A 19,107-nucleotide genomic window follows, 5' to 3' on the forward strand; every position below is an offset into this window, starting at 1 on the left:
TCCTATTGCTTCCCAATATGGAATAGCGCATCTCCTTGATTTACTACTGCTTGATGATTCATGCAAAACACAAAACCATCAAAGGGAGCTTTTATTTTATTGCTTTTTTTTGCATAGGTATCTGTAATTGTTCCCAATACCTGTCCTTTTAAGATAGAACTCCCATTTTTTACCTCTGGAATAAACATTCCGGCCCTAGAAGCACGAATCCATCTTGTTGAATCAAACCAGATTGAGGTTTTCTTTGGAGGTTTTCCTGCAAGCATTCCCAGCCCGATCAAAATATTTTTTACTCCTTGAACACCAATTGCTATGGATTTCTCATCAAAACGCATACTCTCTCCAGCTTCATACACAATAATTGGCTTGTTCATTTTAAAAGCGGTCTTTCTAAAAGAACCGGTTATCAACCTAGAAGAAAAATGAAAAGGAGCGTTAAAGAGCAATGCCAAGTCCTTGCTCTTTTCATCTTCCAAAGTATATCTAATTTGTGGAAAATTATGACGCAACCCTCCTCCGGTATGTAAATCAATTCCAAAATCTATTTGTGGTAAAATTTCATTGGTATAATGATAGGCTATTCTGCTTGCCAATGACCCTTTCTTTCGTCCCGGAAAACTTCTATTTACATCCTTACCATCTGGCACATCCCTTGAAAAATGTATAAATCCAAACACATTTAAAATGGGAACAACTATGACGGCTCCTTTTTTAATTTTAAATTGGTCATCCTGAAGTAATCTGCGCAGTGTTTCCACTCCATTAATTTCATCTCCGTGCAGGCCTGCCTGCACCAAAACAGCAGGGCCTGCTTTTTTTCCATTGAACACATGTACGGGAATGTCGATCAATGTACCTGTTGGCAGTCTGGCAATATTTATTTTGACCTGTCTGTTTTCACCTGGAGAAATCATGTCTCCATTTATTACAACGGCTTTATTTTCTTTTTCTATTGCCATTTTTTTCAACAAATTGAATAATGTGTTTAGCTACATTCACACCTGTTGCCCCCTCGATACCCTGGAGCCCAGGAGATGCATTCACTTCTATTAAAACTGGGCCTTTTTTGGAGCGCATAAGATCCACTCCTGCCACGCCCAGTCCTAAATGTTTGGTGGCATTAAGCGCTATAAACTGTTCTTTAGCAGTAGGTTTTATTTCTTGGGTTTCCGCACCTCGATGCACATTGGACCTAAAATCGTCCAAATCACTAATTCGTTTCATACTGGCTACAACTTTATTGCCTACCACTATAATTCTAATATCCTCCCCATTGGCCTCCTCTATATATTTTTGAAGTAAAATACTCGTATCCATTTTATAGAAAGTGTCTATAATGGACTTGGCAGATTTCTTGCTTTCAGCCAAAATAACTCCACTTCCATGTGTTCCCTCCTGTAGTTTTATAATTACTGGCGGACCTCCTAAAAGTTCAATTTGCTCTCCTATATTATTGGGGTTTATGGAAAAAAGTGTCTCCGGAATTGGAATTCCTTTTCTTGCCATAATCTGAAGTGTGCGTACTTTGTTTCTTGCCCGCGTTATTCCCAATGAACGGGCCGTACTAAAAACGTTGTTCATTTCAAACTGCTTTACAATGGCTGCTCCATGCCTGGTCACCTTGGCTCCTATCCTCGGGATAATGGCATCAAATTCGTTGGTCACATTTTCATCATCCAAGTAAATTTGTGGCTTTCCATCACCCAGTTTCACAGAGCATTTTGTGTGGTCGATCAGTTCAACATAGTGGCCTGCTTTTTGGGCTTCTTCAACTATTCTTTTAGTAGAGTGCACATTGAGGCTTACAGATAAAATGGCAATATCCACGGCAATTATTTATCTAGTTTTAAACTTGCCTTCAATATCGGTTAAAAAAAATAATCCCGCTCTTCTTATTAAAAAAAATTATTTAAGCTCTTCTGCACAGACTTTTTTCTACATAAATCCTTGACATGGTTCAACAAATACCCTTTCATCCTATATTCATTCTAAATAGTGCCTTTTAAAATATTCAAAGCTTGTTAAAAACTTCCTTGTGCCGTAAATTTGTAGGTAAAACCAGCACTAATGAGTGGATTGATAAAATCTTCGATTGCCCGTAAAGTAGTGATGGCACTTTCGGGTCTTTTTCTAGTTACTTTTCTTGTATTACACGTCACCATCAACCTAGCATCTGTAATCTCACCAGAGTTTTTTAATGAAGCTTCCCATTTTATGGGCTATAATCCTTTGGTACAATATCTCATGCAGCCAATTTTAATTGCTGGTGTAATTGTACACTTTGTAATGGGCTTTGTTCTTGAGCTACAAAACCGGGCCGCTAGAGACATTAACTATTCAAAATTCAAAGGAAGTGCCAATTCCTCATGGGTGTCCAGAAACATGATTTATTCTGGATTGGTGATATTGGCCTTTTTAGGATTGCACTTTTATGATTTTTGGATTCATGAGATGACCTACAAGTATATTGAAATGAACCCTGAAGACCCCACGCGCTACTATGCGGAGACTGTAGAAAAATTTGCTCCCTTTTGGCGCACCGTAATTTACGTGGTTTCATTTGTGCTTCTTAGTCTTCATTTGTGGCATGGCTTTGCTTCATCATTCCAAAGTATGGGAGTCAACAACAAGTATACCCCAACCATTAAAACTTTTACAAAAATATTCGCAGTGGTCGTACCCTTAGCTTTTGCTTTTATCGCTTTGTACCATCACCTTAACCCAATAACACATTAATTATGGGCATATTGGATTCTAAAGAGCCACAAGGGCCATTGGCCAATAAATGGACTCAACACAAAAATGAGATTGATCTGGTGAACCCGGCCAATAAACGTAACATTGATATCATCATCGTTGGTACCGGCCTTGCTGGTGGTTCCGCAGCAGCTACTCTAGCAGAATTGGGTTATAATGTAAAAACCTTTTGTTATCAAGATTCACCAAGAAGAGCGCATTCCATTGCAGCTCAAGGAGGTGTAAATGCCGCAAAAAATTATCAAGGCGATGGGGATAGTGTTTATCGTTTGTTTTATGATACCGTAAAGGGAGGGGATTATCGTTCCCGTGAATCCAATGTGTATCGTTTGGCTGAGGTTTCTAGCAACATCATTGATCAATGTGTTGCTCAAGGTGTCCCTTTTGCTCGAGAATATGGCGGTCTACTTGACAACCGTTCTTTTGGTGGGGTTTTGGTTTCTAGAACTTTCTATGCAAAAGGCCAAACAGGGCAACAATTGCTTTTGGGAGCCTATGGCGCTATGAACAGACAAATTCAAAGAGGTAAAATAAAATCCTACACACGTCATGAAATGCTGGATTTGGTTCTGGTAGAGGGAAAAGCAAGAGGAATCATTGCCAGAGACCTAGTGAGTGGGGAAATTGAAAGACATTCGGCGCACGCGGTCGTATTGGCCACTGGGGGTTATGGAAATCTATTTTTCCTATCTACCTATGCCATGGGGGCTAATGTAATGGCGGCTTGGCGGGCACACCGAAGAGGTGCTTTCTTTGCCAACCCTTGCTTTACGCAAATTCACCCTACATGTATACCCGTTTCTGGTGAGCATCAATCCAAATTGACATTGATGTCAGAATCGCTCAGAAATGATGGACGAATTTGGGTTCCTAAAAGAAAAGAAGATGCCATAGCGATTAGGGAAGGTAAATTAAAACCTGTTCAATTAAGTGAAGAAGAACGGGATTATTATCTGGAAAGACGTTATCCTGCTTTTGGGAATCTAGTGCCGCGAGATGTTGCCTCCAGAGCAGCAAAAGAACGTTGTGATGCAGGTTTTGGGGTAAACAAAACTGGTGAAGCCGTATTCTTGGATTTCGCTTCAGCAATTATGCGTTATGGAAAAGAGAAGGCATTGACTTCTGGTATGAAAGAACCAGATGACAATACTATTCGAGAGCTAGGGGAGAAAATCGTTGAAGCCAAGTATGGTAACCTTTTTCAGATGTACGAGAAAATAGTGGATGCGAATCCTTACAAAACTCCTATGATGATTTATCCAGCGGTACATTATACTATGGGTGGCCTATGGGTGGATTATAACCTTCAAACTACAATTCCTGGTTGCTATGCTGCCGGAGAAGCCAATTTTAGTGATCATGGAGCCAACCGTTTGGGTGCTTCTGCGTTAATGCAGGGCTTGGCAGATGGTTATTTTGTGTTGCCGTATACCATTGGAGATTATTTATCCGATGACATTAGAACAGGAGCCATTCCTACAGATTCTCCAGAGTTTGATGCCGCTGAAAAAGATGTGCGTGATCGTATGGAGAAGCTAATGTCCGGGACAGGAATCCATTCTGTAGATTATTATCACAAGAAATTGGGTAAAATCATGTGGAACAAATGTGGAATGTCCCGTAATGAAAAAGAATTAAAAGAGGCTATAAAGGAGATTGCTGAGTTAAGAAAAGATTTCTGGGAAAATGTAAAAATTCCAGGTAGTCCAGATAGCAAAAACCAAGAGCTTGAAAAAGCGGGAAGGGTCGCTGATTTCTTAGAGTTAGGTGAACTTTTTGCAAAAGATGCTTTGGAGCGCAACGAATCTTGTGGTGGACACTTTAGAGAAGAATACCAAACGCCAGAAGGTGAAGCATTGCGGGATGACGAAAACTTCAAATTTGTCTCTGCTTGGGAATACATGGGAGAACCAAGTGCAGCAAAACTCCACAAGGAAAATTTGGTTTACGAAAACATCAAACTAAAAACACGCTCTTACAAATAAAAGCTATGAAATTACACTTAAAGATTTGGAGACAAAAAGATGCTTCTACTAAGGGTCAAATGGTAGATTATACCCTGGATGGTGTAGAAAGTGACATGTCCTTTTTAGAAATGTTGGACATTTTAAATGAAGAGTTGATTTCAAAAGGAGAAGAACCCATTGAATTTGACCATGATTGTCGTGAAGGTATTTGCGGTACTTGCTCATTACAAATAAACGGAAGGCCTCATGGGCCAGACACAATGATTACTGTATGCCAACTGCATATGCGCAGCTTTAATGATGGTGATGAAATTGTAATTGAACCATGGAGGGCAAAAGCATTTCCCGTTATCAAAGATCTTATTGTTGATCGCAGCGCTTTTGATAGAATTCAACAAGCGGGAGGTTATATTTCCGTGAATACTTCAGGAAGACCGGTGGATGCCAATACAATCCCTATTAAGAAACATATTGCGGATACGGCTATGGATGCCGCAACTTGTATTGGTTGTGGAGCCTGTGTAGCTGCTTGTAAAAACGCTAGTGCCATGTTGTTTACCTCAGCAAAAGTCTCTCAATTTGCCTTATTGCCACAAGGGCAGGTAGAGGCTCCGGAACGTGTTCAGAACATGGTGCGCCAAATGGATTTGGAAGGTTTTGGAAATTGTACAAACACCGGAGCTTGTGAAATTGAATGTCCTAAAGGAATTTCTCTGGAGAATATTGCACGTATGAATCGTGAGTACCTTTCTGCTACTGTAAAAGGATAGGTTACTTCCCAAGCAAAAAATCAAGACCCAAATTCCATTGTATGGAGTTTGGGTTTTTTGTTATCTTCCAATATGCCCAAAAAATATTCAGAAGAACGCATCAAAGTCCCTCGATTTAACGAGGAATCTGGATTTTATACTACTCCTCAGCGTTCCAAGATCATGGGTAAGATTAGAGGTAAAAACACCAAACCAGAGCTTATCTTTAGAAAAGCTTTGTGGGCAGCAGGATATCGTTATCGTATTGACTACAAAAAATTGATTGGCAAACCAGACATCGTCCTAAATAAGTATAAAACGGTCATTTTTATAGATGGGGAATTCTGGCATGGTTACAATTGGGAAGCACGAAAAGACAAAATAAAATCCAATCGTGAATTCTGGGTTCCAAAAATTGAACGAAACATTCAACGGGACAAAGAAGTAAATGCGGTATTGGAAGATTTAGGTTATACCATTTTTAGGTTTTGGGAGACCGATGTAAAAAAGAACCTTGACGCTTGTTTACAAAAGGTATTAACTTCACTAGGGAAACACCATTCAAAATGATCAGAATTGATTCTAAATTACCCAATGTGGGCACAAACATATTTACCACTATGGGTAGATTGGCAAATGAACACAATGCCGTAAACCTGTCTCAAGGGTTTCCAAATTTTGGTGCGGACCCTAAACTTTTACAACTGGCTGCTGATGCGTTAAAAGGTGGTTACAACCAATATGCACCTATGCAAGGTTCCGTTTCTTTGCGGATCAAAATTTCAGAGAAGATTGAAACCCTATATGAAAAAACGTATCACCCAGAATCTGAAATAACTATTACTTCAGGGGCTACACAGGCCATTTTTACTGCCATATCCACCTTTATAAGACCTGGTGATGAGGTGATTGTTTTAAAACCTGCTTATGATTGTTATGAACCGGCCATTGAGGTCTTTGGGGGCAAAACAATCCCTATTCAGTTGGAAGGATTGAATTATACCCTAAACTGGAATACTTTTAAGTCCGCCATTTCCTCTAAAACCAAAATGGTGATCATAAATACGCCCCACAATCCGGCAGGAACCATATGGAACGAAATTGATATGTTACAACTTCAGGAAATCCTTAAGGATACCAATATTATTTTGTTGAGTGATGAAGTTTATGAACACATTGTGTTTGATGGCAAGCAACATGAGAGTGTTGCCAAATATCCTGAGCTTGCTTCACGCAGCATCATTTGTTCTTCCTTTGGAAAAACCTTTCATGTTACAGGTTGGAAAATTGGCTACTGTGTTGCGCCAAAGGCCTTGATGCATGAGTTTCAAAAAGTACATCAGTTTAACGTGTTTTGTGTAAATCATCCTGCGCAAGAAGCCTTGGCCAAATACCTAGAGACTCCAGAGCATTACCTTACTCTTGGACAGTTTTACCAAGAAAAGCGAGATTATTTTTTAAACGCCATTCTTGGTTCTCGTTTTAAAATGATTCCCTCATCTGGAACCTATTTTCAACTATTGGAGTATTCAGATATCACCAATGAAACCGATACAGAATTTGCAGAAAGACTGATCAAAGAGTACAAGCTGGCAAGTATTCCTGTCTCTGTATTTAATTTAGATAACCTTGATAACAAACAGCTTCGTTTTTGCTTTGCAAAGACCAATACCGTTCTGGATCAAGCGGCGGAAATTCTAAACCGAATTTAACGGCCTTACCCAATCAGTGGTACTGTTTTTAGTAAAACTATTTACAATTGTGGACAGAAGGCAACATGGAATTGCTGAACAGCATACTACAGTTCTAGTCTAAGGAGCCAGTCCGTTTGCTTGTCTTTCCCAATGTAGTAAGGGTGTGTACCAAATTTTTTGAAACCATGCCTTTGATAGAATCTGATGGCAGCAGCATTTTTCTCCCATACTCCAAGCCATAGATAATCCTTGCCATTTTGTTTGGTCAGTTTTAGTACTTGTTGCAGTATCCATGCCCCTATTTTTTTTCCTTGATGTGCTCTAACTACATAAATGCGTTCCAGTTCAAAAGAGTCTTTACTCTTAACTTCTGTTTGAGCCTCATTCTCGTTCAATTTAAAATATCCAACCAGCTCTTCTTCCTCAAGCACAAAGTAAAATCTAGAGTTCTTATTTTCCAGTTCCGATTGCAATTTCTCCTTGTTGAAGGCAAAATCTATATAGTTCTTAAAATCTGCAGGGTCATTGTCCTCTTCAAAAGCAGCTATAAAAGTATCTCGAGAAATGTTAACCAGTTCATCCAAATCCAATTTTGTGCACTCACGAAAAGTTAAGCTCATATATGTTGGTTTCTTACCCAAAAATACTTCAAAAAAAAAGAGTCAACATATATGTTGACTCTCAAGTTTTTTGTGATTTGATTCTTTTTAAAGCATGAAAAGCTTTTTAATCAATAGCATAAAGCCGGTAAAAAAATCGTTTCGGTAGACTTGAATGTTGTCTTCCATAGAAGCTTGGTTTAATTTGGGTGCCATGGTGTTGTTTTTATGGTGTTAATTTGGGTAAAAAAATCGATAAAACCAAATATAACATCGATGTACTACCAAATACAAGAAAATGTTGTGAAATATTCCGATTTTGTTGTAAGTAAACTGATTGGTATTAACTAGAGGTCCATTTCCGGTATTTCTCCCTCTACGATCAATTTCCCTTCTGTTGCCCTGATAATGGTCTCAACAGAAACCCCAGGGGCTCTTTCCAATAGTTTAAAACCCTCTCCTGTAACTTCCATAACTGCTAAATTGGTCACTATTTTCTTTACACAGCCAACTCCGGTCAAGGGTAAAGTGCATTTTGTCAACAATTTGGATATTCCTGCCTTATTGGTGTGCATCATGGCAACTATAATATTCTCTGCAGAAGCTACAAGATCCATGGCGCCTCCCATGCCCTTGACCATTTTACCCGGAATCTTCCAATTGGCAATATCTCCATTCTCAGCAACTTCCATTGCTCCTAAAATTGTTAAATCAACATGTTTTCCCCTGATCATCCCAAAACTCATAGCTGAGTCAAAAAATGAAGCTCCCGGTAATGTTGTTATTGTCTGTTTTCCTGCATTTATGACATCTGCATCCTCTTCTCCTTCAAAAGGGAAAGGACCCATTCCTAGAACGCCGTTCTCACTTTGGAATTCAACACTGATATCATCTCGAACAAAGTTTGCGACCAAAGTAGGGATACCAATGCCCAAATTCACATAATATCCGTCTTTGACCTCTTTTGCAATTCGTTTTGCTATTCCGTTTTTATCCAACATACCTACTTTCTTCTAATTGTATATTTATTGAACCCGCTTAAAGCCTTGTTTTCAGAAATCCAAACTAATAGTGGTATTACAAAACTTATAGAAGCAATAGCTCCATAGTAATTCCATAAAACTAGAGTGACTATTAAACTCAGAAATACTCCAGCCATAATAATCCTGTTGTCAACTACTGCGTTGATGTTATTGATATGCTTTTTGTCCATTTTCCCACAGGAGTCGCAATTCACTTGCAATTCATCTTTCCCAGTTTTCATTTGCAAATCAGGTCTAGTCTCTGCCTTATCCTTTATATAATTCTGTTTATTACAAGAGGAACATATGTAGCCAAGTCTCATTATTTCTTTCTAACGGTTCTTTGTTCTATTCTTTTTTCATAGTCATACCCTTTAAAAATGCGCTGTACAAATATTCCAGGTATATGAATTTCATTGGGATCCAAGCTTCCTGCCGGTAACAGTTCTTCTACCTCGGCAACGGTAATTTTTGCCGCACCGCACATACATGGATTAAAGTTGCGGGCCGTGCCTTTAAAAATTAAATTTCCTGCTTCGTCACCTTTCCAAGCCTTTACAAATGAGAAATCAGCTTTAAAAGCTGGCTCCAATACATGCATTTTTCCGTCAAACTCTCTTGTTTCTTTTCCTTCGGCTACTTCGGTACCATACCCTGCTGGCGTATAAAATGCTGGAAAGCCTGCTTGAGCTGCCCTGCACTTTTCTGCCAATGTGCCCTGAGGGGTCAGTTCCACCTCTAGCTCACCACTTAACATTTGGCGCTCAAATTCATCGTTTTCCCCAACATAGGATGAAATCATTTTTTTTATCTGATGTTTTTGCAGTAGCAGCCCTAGGCCAAAATCATCTACCCCCGCATTATTGGAAATACAAGTGATGTCATTTATACCCAGCTTCACCAATTCTGCAATTGCATTTTCTGGAATCCCACATAGTCCAAAACCACCAAGCATAAATGTCATTCCATCAGCAACTCCTTTAAGTGCGCTCTCCACATTTGGAACTGTTTTTTTAATCATCTGTTCTTATCTTTTCTAATGGATTGAAATTACGATTTAAATAAAAAAGCCCCAAGATATAAATGCATCTTGGGGCAAAGTTTTAATAAAATTGAAGATTAGAATCCTACGTCTTCCAAATCGTCTTCTGTATCTAGTTCTTCTTTAAGTTTTTTGAGCGCTTTTGTACAGTCCACATTGATTGACATGTTTTCTGGTTCTTCAAAAGCATCTTTGGAAATCCCCAATTCTTCGTTCTCGTAGTTTTTCTTCATGTACAAGCCCCAAATAGGCAATGCCATTGACGCTCCTTGACCATAGGTAAGGCTGCTAAAATGAACAGACCTATTGTCTCCACCTACCCAAACACCTGTTACCAAATTGGGTACCATTCCCATAAACCAACCATCACTCTGGTTCTGTGTGGTCCCTGTTTTACCTGCAATTGGGTTAGTGAGCTCATATGGATACCCAGTAATAATCTCTTTGTACACTGTTTGCTCTTTGGCAAAAGAATGTCTTAACCTTCCCCCAGAGCCATATTGGGTAACCCCTTCCATTAAATTTACCATGGCATAGGCAACATCTTTACTTAAAACATCTTTTGTTTCAGGTACATATTCATATAGCACCGTTCCGTTTTTATCTTCAATCCGGGTTACCGTAACTGGTTTTACATACACTCCCTGATTGGCAAAAGTTCCATATGCCCCAACCATTTCAAATACATTAAAGTCTGGCGTTCCCAATGCTATTGAAGGCACTTCAGGTATTTCGCGGGTCAATCCCATATTCCTAGCTATTGCAACCACCGATCTTGGCCCCACTTTATCTATTAATTGTGCCGTTACCGTATTTACAGAATTTGCGAGAGCGTTCTTAAGTGTAAGGTCCTCACCTGAGTATTTCCCATTTGAGTTTTTTGGACACCAGGCTTCAGGGTTTCCATGTTTTAAAGGTTCTATACAATATTGATTATCGGGAAGAGAATCGCAAGGCGAATATCTTAGCTGATCAATTGCCGCTGCATATACAAATGGTTTAAAGGTAGAACCTGCCTGTCGCGCTCCTTGGTTTACATTGTCATATTGAAAATGTTTATAGTCAACACCTCCCACCCATGCTTTTACATGACCTGTTTGAGGTTCCATGGACATCATGGCAGTTCTTAAAAAAGTCTTGTAATATCGAATAGAATCCATAGGTGTCATTATGGTATCCTTTTCATAAGAATCACTATTCCAATCAAACACTGTCATTTCAGTCTTTTTGTGGAATGAATCTTTTATTTCCTTTTCCGTCTTGCCTTCCTTGGCCATACTTCTCCATCTATCTGATTGCTTCATCGCACGGCGCATTATGGTATCGATAGCGCCCTTTGTCAAATCTAAAAAAGGAGCTGTTGGGTTGCGTTTGAGCGTGTTTTGATGAAAGAACTCTGCCTGCAAGTTTTTCATATGTGCCTGGACCGCATCCTCGGCATTCTTTTGCATTCTTGAATCTATTGTGGTATAAATCTTTAACCCATCCAAATAGATGTTATATTTCTCTCCATCTGGCTTTGGGTTCTCTTTTACCCATTTATTCAACCATCGTTGCATATACATTCTAAAATAGGTGGCCAAACCTTCTCTATGTGACTCTGGATTAAAATTGATATCCATTTTGAGCTTCTGAAGTGAATCTTTTTCCATTTCAGTGATGTACCCATATTTAGCCATTTGTCCTAAAACTGTATTTCTGCGGTTAAGCACCAGTTCCTCCCTTCTTAACGGATTGTAAAGTGAAGAGTTCTTGAGCATCCCCACCAGCACTGCAGATTCTTCTATCTTTAATTCTGCAGGTTCCTTCCCGAAATAAATTCTAGCCGCGGAACGTATTCCATCGGCAGCATAACCAAAATCATAAATATTAAGATACATGGCTATTATTTCCTCTTTGGTATAGTTGCGTTCCAATCTAATGGCAATGACCCATTCTTTTATTTTTTGGGTATACTTTGTCCAGTCTTTTGCACGTATTCCCACAAACAGTTGCCTGGCCAACTGTTGAGAAATAGTACTTGCTCCCCCTTTTGAACCTAAATATGCAAATGCCCTTATTGTTCCCCTAGCATCAATTCCTGAATGACTATAGTACCGTGCATCTTCTGTTGCCACAAGTGCATTGACCAAGTTTTCTGGCAGTTTTTTATAGGAAACAGGCGTTCTGTTATCATCTAAGTACAACTTCCCTAATGTTTGTCCATCCGAAGAGATAAATTCTGTGGCCAGATTGGTCTGGGGGTTTTCCAAGCGTTCAAAGGTTGGCATTTCACCAAATGCTCCCCATGAAGCCAATAGAAATACCAGTATAATTAAGAATAAACCGGATCCAAAAAGAATCCAGAACCACTTGATGTATGTAAAGAAGCCTTTCTGCTTCTTTTGCTTAGCTTTTGCCATTGTTCTTATTGGGTGCTTTTTTCAATTTCTAAACCTACATCCGTAATGCCATTCAAAATATGAATACCGTCAACAGCTCCATTTTTGCGCATGGCATGGGAAACACTCACTCTATATACGCCAGAATCCTTAAAAACGATTTTTTCATGAAACCATAGTTTATTTTCTTTTATGCTTCCCAGTCCTTTGCCCAACCATTCTCCACTTACTTCAGCCATTTTATATTCCAAGGTGTCCTTTAATGTATTTCCGTTGGGGTATTCAAGTTCTGTAATCAAAAAAAGATTATTGAACTGGAACGTATTATCATTTCTAATATTGATGAACATATCATGTGCTTGAACAGAATCCAATTTGGAAAATTCAAATTCTACCGGATTATCAATTTTCCATGATGCGTTCTCCATTACCTCATAATCTGAAAAAACCAGATTGCTATCACATGAAGCTAAGGATAAAGAGAAAACCAAGGCCATGAGGAATTTATTGTGCATTGGAAGAAGCATTTGGTTTATTTTTTCTTCTTTTTTTATTGTTTCTTTTCTTTTTTCGAGGTCTATCAAAGCGCGTAAGGCTATCCTGGCCAACTACGTTTTCAAAAACCATTTTTTCTTCGCTCACATTGTCTTGAGCATATTCTTCCAAGCTTTCAATTTTTTCATTCTTTTTGTTGATTTCCAAAATTTCCAACACATGGTCTTTGCCCAATGCGTGCCAAGTGGCCGGGTCATCCTTATATGAAAACCACAAGGTTTCCTTGAAAATATCTGCTTTTTGACAAAAGGCAAGCCCTTTTTTGGTCATGATCTTGCTGTCCTGCGGCGGAAAGTTCTTCAATGCTTCCAAATACATATCCAACTCATAATTAAGACAGCATTTTAGTTTACCACACTGACCTGCCAATTTTTGAGGATTTAGGGCCAATTGTTGATATCTGGCAGAAGCTGTGCTCACGGACCTAAAGTCCGTTAACCACGTTGAGCAACAAAGCTCCCTGCCGCAAGAGCCTATACCGCCCAAGCGTTGAGCTTCTTGGCGATATCCTATTTGACGCATTTCTATTCTTATGCCAAAGGCTTTGGCCATATCTTTTATCAACTGCCTAAAATCTACACGGTCTTCGGCGGTATAGTAGAACGTTGCTTTTGATCCGTCTCCTTGAAATTCCACATCACTAAGCTTCATTTGAAGTTTTAACGAAATGGCAATCTCTCTAGATCTTTTTTGAATTTCGGGCTCTTTGTCCCTACATTTTTGCCAAATGTCAATATCTCTTTGAGATGCCTTCCTATAAACTTTTGGGATTTCATTGTCGTCCGGTGCAACTTTCTTTTTTTTCATTTGCACTTTAACCAATTCTCCGGTAAGCGTAACTATTCCTACATCATGACCCGACTTTGCCTGTGTGGCAACTACATCTCCTATTGCCAGTGGAAGGTTATCTGCATTTTTAAAAAATTCTTTTCTACTATTCTTGAAACGTACCTCAACACAATCAAAAGGCTTTTGACCGTTGGGTAGCGACATATTGGAAAGCCAATCAAAAACTGTTAGCTTGTTACAACCATCAGTGCCGCAAGTACCATTGTTCTTGCAACCACGCGGTTGTCCATCCTTGCCGGTTGAACAACTGCTACATCCCATATTTTGTATCTTGATTTAAAGAAATGACAACCATTTCCTTAAAAAGGGTTCATAAATAACTAGTTGTAAATATAGCATAAATTGTGGCAGAAGAGAAATGCTGCTTTTTATACTTCAATACTTCTGAACGCCCTTTTTTAAAAATTTTATTACTTGCTTTTTTGCCTTTGCGAAGTGCCTTTTGCTCCTCATACGGCAAAGAGTGCGTTTCCTTGCAATCCAAGGAGCAACAATCTTGCATGGCCTCGGCACATTCCATGCATTGTATAAAAAGTAGATGGCATGCCTCGTTGGCGCAATTTACATGTGTGTCGCATGGTTTACCACATTGATGACAATTGGAAATAACATCTTCAGAGATACGTTCTCCCCGTCTATGATCAAAAACGAAGTTCTTTCCCAAAAATTTGTTCTCTAGATCTTTGCTCTTCACCTGTCGGGTATATTCAATAATCCCACCCTCTAATTGGTATACATTTTTGAATCCTTTATGCTTGTAATAGGCACTGGCTTTTTCACATCGGATGCCCCCTGTACAGTACATTACCAATTTTTTGTCCTCTTTGTGCTCGGCAAGGTCTCTTTCAATAATGTCCAAAGAGTCTCTAAAGGTATCCACATCTGGGGTAACCGCATTTTTAAAATGCCCTATTTCACTCTCATAGTGGTTTCTCATATCTACCAGCACGGTATCAGGATCTTCAATGAGCTCATTAAATTTTTCTGCACCTACATGAACTCCCTTATTGGTAACGTCAAAAGTCTTGTCGTTCAATCCATCAGCCACTATTTTTTCTCGAACTTTTACTTTTAGCTTAAGAAATGATTTATTGTCTTGTTCAATGGCAATATTAAGACGCACATTTTCTAAAAAGGTAATACTGTCCAAATGCTTTTTGAACGATTCAAAGTTTTCCGCGGGGACTGAAAGCTGCGCATTTATACCTTCATGAGCCACATAAATTCTGCCCAATACTTCCTGTTCATTCCAATGAATGAATAGGTGGTTTCTAAAAATTCCAGGATTTGCTATGTGTGCATATTTGTAGAAAGAGATGGTAAGCCGTTCTTTGCCAGCTTCCTCTATAAGTTTTTCCCTTTCTTTTGCACTTAGTGTATTGTACAGTTGCATGCTATACCAATAGTTTAAGTTAAAGAATAGTCTAAATAATAAAACGGGTACAAAGGTAAAAATTCTTAATTCTTAAAAAGAAAAGGGGGCTCTTAAATTTAAGAGCCCCCTTTTTACCACATGTTTCTTTTCATAGCGCAAATTTCCCTTTTGCCCTGTGGCCGCAAATTCCCAAATGGAATCCACTATTATGTTTATTCGAGTTAGTACTATGTAGATACGGTCTTTTAAAAAGGTTGCGTGCCTTTTGCCGTATGTAGAAAGAAATGGTAATTTAGCCTTCCTAATAACGAGAACAATGAGCAACGAAAAAGAAGCAAAGTTAAAAGCCTTAAAACTTACACTGGACAAACTGGACAAGACCTATGGAAAAGGTGCTGTCATGAAAATGGGAGATAGTGTGGTTGAAGACATAGAAGTTATTCCTTCAGGATCGTTAGGGCTGGACATTGCTCTAGGGGTAAGTGGTTATCCAAGAGGTAGGGTTGTTGAAATATATGGTCCAGAATCATCTGGTAAAACTACCTTAACGCTACATGCCATTGCCGAAGCTCAAAAAAATGGAGGTATTGCTGCTTTTATTGATGCAGAGCATGCCTTTGATCGCTTTTATGCACAGAAATTGGGGGTAGATATAGACAACCTTATCATCTCCCAGCCAGACCATGGTGAGCAAGCGCTTGAAATAGCTGATAATCTTATTCGATCGGGCGCCATTGATATTGTCATTATTGATTCTGTTGCTGCACTTACTCCAAAAAGTGAAATTGAAGGAGAAATGGGTGATTCCAAAATGGGTCTCCATGCACGTTTAATGTCTCAGGCATTAAGGAAATTAACCTCTACAATCAGCAAAACAAACTGCACCGTAATCTTTATAAACCAATTGCGAGAAAAAATTGGGGTCATGTTTGGGAATCCAGAAACTACCACTGGCGGGAATGCACTGAAGTTTTATGCTTCGGTACGTTTAGATATTAGGCGTTCTACCCAAATTAAAGACACGGATGGAGCTGTACTTGGAAACAAAACAAGAGTAAAGGTGGTGAAGAACAAAGTTGCACCTCCCTTTAAAACTGCCGAGTTTGATATCATGTATGGAGAAGGTATCTCTAAAATTGGAGAAATTCTTGATCTTGGGGTAGCTTATGAAATTGTAAAGAAAAGTGGCTCTTGGTTTAGCTATGGTGATACAAAGCTCGGTCAAGGAAGAGACGCTGTAAAAGCGCTACTTGCTGATAATCCAGAACTATCTGATGAATTAGAGGCAAAAATCAAAGAGGCTATTGCCACAGTTAACGCATAAATTTGGCCTAACTTATATTCTAGTGTAGCCATAGGTTGTCAAAAATCCTACGCAACCCTTATGTATACCTTTCATCTATGGGTTAAAAGATTTTAATGATGAAAAAGGGAATTGTGCTATTTATTCTTTTTGGGATAAGTCTATTAATTGCCTCCTGTAATCTGGATGACGACCAACAGAATTTTCATTTTGCAACACTTTCTGGGGTAGAAGCGAATTTTCCAGACTCTTTTGAATTGAACAAAACGTATGACATTCAGGTCACCTATCTAAGACCTAACGGATGTACTTTTTTTGAAGGGTTCGATGTAGTCAAAACAGGAGAGACCGATAGGGACATAGTTGTAATTGGTTCTGTGTTTACAGATAACAACACCGCCTGCACACAGGCTGTTGAAGAAGTTGTTGCAACGTTAAAGTTTAACGTGATTTTCACTGGAGAATATCATTTTAGACTATATACGGGTACAGATGAAAATGAAGATGCAGCTTATATAGAATATACAGTGCCAGTAGTTACCGTTCCAACAAACTAAATATCAATAATCCAAAATTAACCAACATTTGGATCTTGAAGAACTGATACATAATTGTAAAAAGGGCAAAAGACAAGCGCAAGCTGAATTATACCGGAAATATTCTGGTGTTCTTTTCGGTATGTGTTTAAAATACTCCCGCAATAAAACTGAGGCAGAAGATAATCTACACGACAGTTTTATGACAATTTTCAACAAAATAGAGCAGTTCAATTTCAATGGTTCTTTTGAAGGTTGGATTAAACGGATTACTGTAAATACGGTGCTTCAGAAATATAGAAAAGAACAACACCTAAATGTAGTTTCAGAAAATGTTGGTGAAGAAATAGATGTTGATGTAGAACAAGCAGATATAAACCTGAGCACACTTTTGGGATACATTCAAGAGTTGCCAAATAAATATAGGTTAACATTCAATCTATATGTTTTGGATGGTTATAGCCATAAGGAAATAAGTGAGATGTTGGGGACATCCACTGGGACCTCAAAATCTAATCTGGCCAGGGCCAAAATGATTTTAAGGGAAAAAATAGATAAAGAAAATATAAACATTGCTTAAATGATTTAAGAATGGGGAAAAAGGATTTAGAGCAATTGTTCAAAGAAACCTTTAAAGAGTTTCATGAAGTTCCAGATGAAAAAGTCTGGAAATCCATCGAAGATTCTTTGGACAAAAAAAGAAAAAAGAAAAGAGTTGTTCCAATTTGGTGGCGCCTGGGAGGGGTGGCCGCTTTATTGGCCGTTTTATTTTACGTTATCAATCCATTTGATGGAGCAAATAATGATGCGGAAATCATCATTACAAATTCTGAAGAAAATACCGTTCCTTCTCAAAACGAAAGTATCATCAAGGAATCAGAAAAATCCGATCAAGAATTGCGGTTGAACAACGAAGAGAATTTGGTAGAATCATCCAATGAAAATGGTTCTGGTGATGTAGAGGATTCTGCAACACAAGCAGAAGAAAGTGCAGAGAGTTCTATCATCAAAAATCAAAGCATAAAAACTCAAGAGCAACAAGTAACGTCAAATACAACACAAAAAGGAGAAGTTCTTAAAAAGAAGCAATCTCTAAAGAATTACTTGACGCAGGAGAATGAATCAAATGTTGCCAAGAGTGCGGATCAAAACGTAGCTTTAGTAGACGCTGAAGTTGTTAAAACCCAAAAGGAAAATTCTGAACAATCGGATATTGTAGGTCTTTCCGAGGAGAAAAAATCCAACGCTATTGCGGCTATGGGCAAAGAAAACAATAACAACGTGCAATCTTCGGATAAAACTCAAAAAGAAGTTTTACAAGAAGAAAAAGTCTTGGAAAGCATAACGGAAGAAAATGCCGTGGCGCAAAATGAAGAAGAAAATGAAAAACGATCAATTTTTGAGGTAATAAAGGAACAGGAAGAGGAAGTTGTTGCAGAGAACACTAGTGAAAAATGGTCCATAGGACCATCCGTAGCTCCTGTTTATTTTAATGCTACTGGTGAGGGCTCTCCGATACATTCCAATTTTGCCTCAAATTCAAAATCTGGAAATGTTAATCTAAGTTATGGACTTACCGTTGCTTACAATGTAGGCAAAAGGCTCAAGGTTCGTTCTGGTGTGCACAGAGTTGACTTTGGTTACGACACCAATGAAGTTTTATTCTCTTCTTCGTTGGAAGGATCCACAAACGAGTTGATTGATAATATCAGTTATAGTCAAACTTCTAGAAACCTTGTTCTGCAAAGCAAGAACAGTACACCGCAAGCAGCAACAAATAACGATGCGTTATTTGAACTGGCAGCGAATGAAAGCCCTGCTCTAGATGGAAAAATGGTACAGCAATTGGGCTATATAGAGGTGCCTTTGGAGCTCGATTATGCCCTTGTTGACAAAAAATTTGGCATTAATCTTATTGGTGGAATTAGCTCTCTTTTTCTTGTAGACAATTCTGTATTATTGGAATCTGAGGGTTTAGTAACGGAAGTAGGAGAAGCAAATAATGCGAACTCCGTAAATTTTAGCACAAATGTAGGCATAGGTCTTAATTATGAGTTCTCTCCAAAAATGCACCTTAATTTGGAACCTGTTTTTAAATATCAATTGAATACTTTTTCTGAAACTGCAGGTGCATTTAGGCCCTTTTCCGTTGGGGTTTATAGTGGAGTTACTTTTAAGTTTTAGTTATATAAAGAAGTTGGTTAGGAAGGTTGCCCCTTTAGGCAATCAATTGAGCACCTCGCCTTTTTTGGCGGGGTGTTTTTTTATTGGAAGTTGA

At 38.7% G+C, this 19,107-nt stretch carries 19 protein-coding genes; 9 read left to right on the plus strand and 10 right to left on the minus strand.

The features are described from left to right. Positions 1–2: 2 nt before the first annotated feature. Both DKG77_RS02785 and DKG77_RS02790 read right to left on the minus strand, forming a co-directional pair. The gene (locus DKG77_RS02785; RefSeq protein ID WP_109659973.1) at positions 3–959 is read right to left on the minus strand and encodes a succinylglutamate desuccinylase/aspartoacylase family protein; all 957 of its coding nucleotides are present in this window, start codon (positions 957–959) and stop codon (positions 3–5) included. Further along, positions 937–1,827, minus strand: a complete 891-nt coding sequence (locus DKG77_RS02790; RefSeq protein ID WP_109659975.1) for a RimK family alpha-L-glutamate ligase — start codon at positions 1,825–1,827, stop codon at positions 937–939. Before DKG77_RS02790 ends, DKG77_RS02785 begins: the two co-directional genes overlap by 23 nt. A gap of 240 nt (positions 1,828–2,067) precedes the next feature. Here DKG77_RS02790 and DKG77_RS02795 point away from each other — a divergent pair, with 240 nt between their 5' ends. The 5 genes from DKG77_RS02795 to DKG77_RS02815 all read left to right on the plus strand — a co-directional run bounded on the left by DKG77_RS02795 (position 2,068) and on the right by DKG77_RS02815 (position 7,185). After that, positions 2,068–2,736 carry a succinate dehydrogenase cytochrome b subunit gene (locus tag DKG77_RS02795; protein WP_109659976.1) on the plus strand — a complete coding sequence of 223 codons (669 nt, stop codon included), beginning with the start codon at positions 2,068–2,070 and terminating at the stop codon, positions 2,734–2,736. Positions 2,737–2,738: 2 nt separating this feature from the next. After that, the gene (locus DKG77_RS02800; RefSeq protein WP_109659979.1) at positions 2,739–4,742 is read left to right on the plus strand and encodes a fumarate reductase/succinate dehydrogenase flavoprotein subunit; all 2,004 of its coding nucleotides are present in this window, start codon (positions 2,739–2,741) and stop codon (positions 4,740–4,742) included. Between the two features lie 5 nt (positions 4,743–4,747). Further along, entirely contained in the window at positions 4,748–5,494 is a 747-nt protein-coding gene (locus DKG77_RS02805) for a succinate dehydrogenase/fumarate reductase iron-sulfur subunit (RefSeq protein WP_109659981.1), read from the plus strand. A gap of 72 nt (positions 5,495–5,566) precedes the next feature. Continuing rightward, complete coding sequence (locus DKG77_RS02810; protein WP_109659983.1) at positions 5,567–6,043, plus strand: very short patch repair endonuclease; 477 nt, start codon at positions 5,567–5,569, stop codon at positions 6,041–6,043. Next, positions 6,043–7,185 carry a methionine aminotransferase gene (locus DKG77_RS02815; protein WP_109661402.1) on the plus strand — a complete coding sequence of 381 codons (1,143 nt, stop codon included), beginning with the start codon at positions 6,043–6,045 and terminating at the stop codon, positions 7,183–7,185. The genes DKG77_RS02810 and DKG77_RS02815 overlap by 1 nt, the downstream gene beginning before the upstream one ends. An 86-nt stretch (positions 7,186–7,271) precedes the next feature. On the opposite strand, the gene DKG77_RS02820 is transcribed toward DKG77_RS02815, so the two are convergent. The 8 genes from DKG77_RS02820 to trhO all read right to left on the minus strand — a co-directional run bounded on the left by DKG77_RS02820 (position 7,272) and on the right by trhO (position 15,008). Further along, the gene (locus DKG77_RS02820; RefSeq protein ID WP_109659985.1) at positions 7,272–7,787 is read right to left on the minus strand and encodes a GNAT family N-acetyltransferase; all 516 of its coding nucleotides are present in this window, start codon (positions 7,785–7,787) and stop codon (positions 7,272–7,274) included. A gap of 326 nt (positions 7,788–8,113) precedes the next feature. Further along, entirely contained in the window at positions 8,114–8,767 is a 654-nt protein-coding gene (locus DKG77_RS02825) for a 3-oxoacid CoA-transferase subunit B (protein WP_109659986.1), read from the minus strand. Between the two features lie 2 nt (positions 8,768–8,769). Next, positions 8,770–9,030, minus strand: coding sequence for a hypothetical protein (locus DKG77_RS02830; RefSeq protein ID WP_243414801.1), 261 nt, complete (start codon positions 9,028–9,030; stop codon positions 8,770–8,772). An 80-nt stretch (positions 9,031–9,110) separates the two neighbouring features. Continuing rightward, positions 9,111–9,809 (minus strand): CoA transferase subunit A, encoded by a 699-nt coding sequence (locus tag DKG77_RS02835; protein ID WP_109659991.1) that lies wholly within the window; start codon positions 9,807–9,809, stop codon positions 9,111–9,113. Between the two features lie 98 nt (positions 9,810–9,907). After that, a complete protein-coding gene (locus DKG77_RS02840; protein ID WP_109659993.1) occupies positions 9,908–12,232 on the minus strand; it encodes a penicillin-binding protein 1A in 2,325 nt (774 codons plus the stop codon). 5 nt (positions 12,233–12,237) lie between these two features. Further along, positions 12,238–12,726, minus strand: a complete 489-nt coding sequence (locus DKG77_RS02845; protein ID WP_109661404.1) for a gliding motility lipoprotein GldH — start codon at positions 12,724–12,726, stop codon at positions 12,238–12,240. Then, the gene (locus DKG77_RS02850) at positions 12,716–13,876 is read right to left on the minus strand and encodes a PSP1 domain-containing protein (RefSeq protein ID WP_109659995.1); all 1,161 of its coding nucleotides are present in this window, start codon (positions 13,874–13,876) and stop codon (positions 12,716–12,718) included. Before DKG77_RS02850 ends, DKG77_RS02845 begins: the two co-directional genes overlap by 11 nt. Before the next feature lie 49 nt (positions 13,877–13,925). Next, positions 13,926–15,008: an oxygen-dependent tRNA uridine(34) hydroxylase TrhO gene (trhO, locus tag DKG77_RS02855; protein WP_109659997.1), complete on the minus strand. Its 1,083-nt coding sequence runs from the start codon at positions 15,006–15,008 to the stop codon at positions 13,926–13,928. 298 nt (positions 15,009–15,306) lie between these two features. On the opposite strand from trhO, the gene recA reads away from it, so the two are divergent. The 4 genes from recA (at position 15,307) to DKG77_RS02880 (ending at position 19,013) form a co-directional block, all read left to right on the plus strand. Next, positions 15,307–16,314, plus strand: a complete 1,008-nt coding sequence (gene recA / locus DKG77_RS02865) for a recombinase RecA (RefSeq protein ID WP_109660001.1) — start codon at positions 15,307–15,309, stop codon at positions 16,312–16,314. A gap of 95 nt (positions 16,315–16,409) precedes the next feature. Then, positions 16,410–16,850 carry a hypothetical protein gene (locus DKG77_RS02870; RefSeq protein ID WP_243414803.1) on the plus strand — a complete coding sequence of 147 codons (441 nt, stop codon included), beginning with the start codon at positions 16,410–16,412 and terminating at the stop codon, positions 16,848–16,850. 28 nt (positions 16,851–16,878) lie between these two features. Continuing rightward, positions 16,879–17,409, plus strand: a complete 531-nt coding sequence (locus DKG77_RS02875) for an RNA polymerase sigma factor (RefSeq protein ID WP_109660004.1) — start codon at positions 16,879–16,881, stop codon at positions 17,407–17,409. A gap of 11 nt (positions 17,410–17,420) precedes the next feature. Next, positions 17,421–19,013 (plus strand): outer membrane beta-barrel protein, encoded by a 1,593-nt coding sequence (locus DKG77_RS02880; RefSeq protein ID WP_109660007.1) that lies wholly within the window; start codon positions 17,421–17,423, stop codon positions 19,011–19,013. The last annotated feature ends 94 nt before the right edge of the window (positions 19,014–19,107 follow it).

Origin of the sequence: Flagellimonas aquimarina (genome assembly GCF_003149745.1) — a bacterium.
GTDB lineage: Bacteria > Bacteroidota > Bacteroidia > Flavobacteriales > Flavobacteriaceae > Flagellimonas > Flagellimonas aquimarina.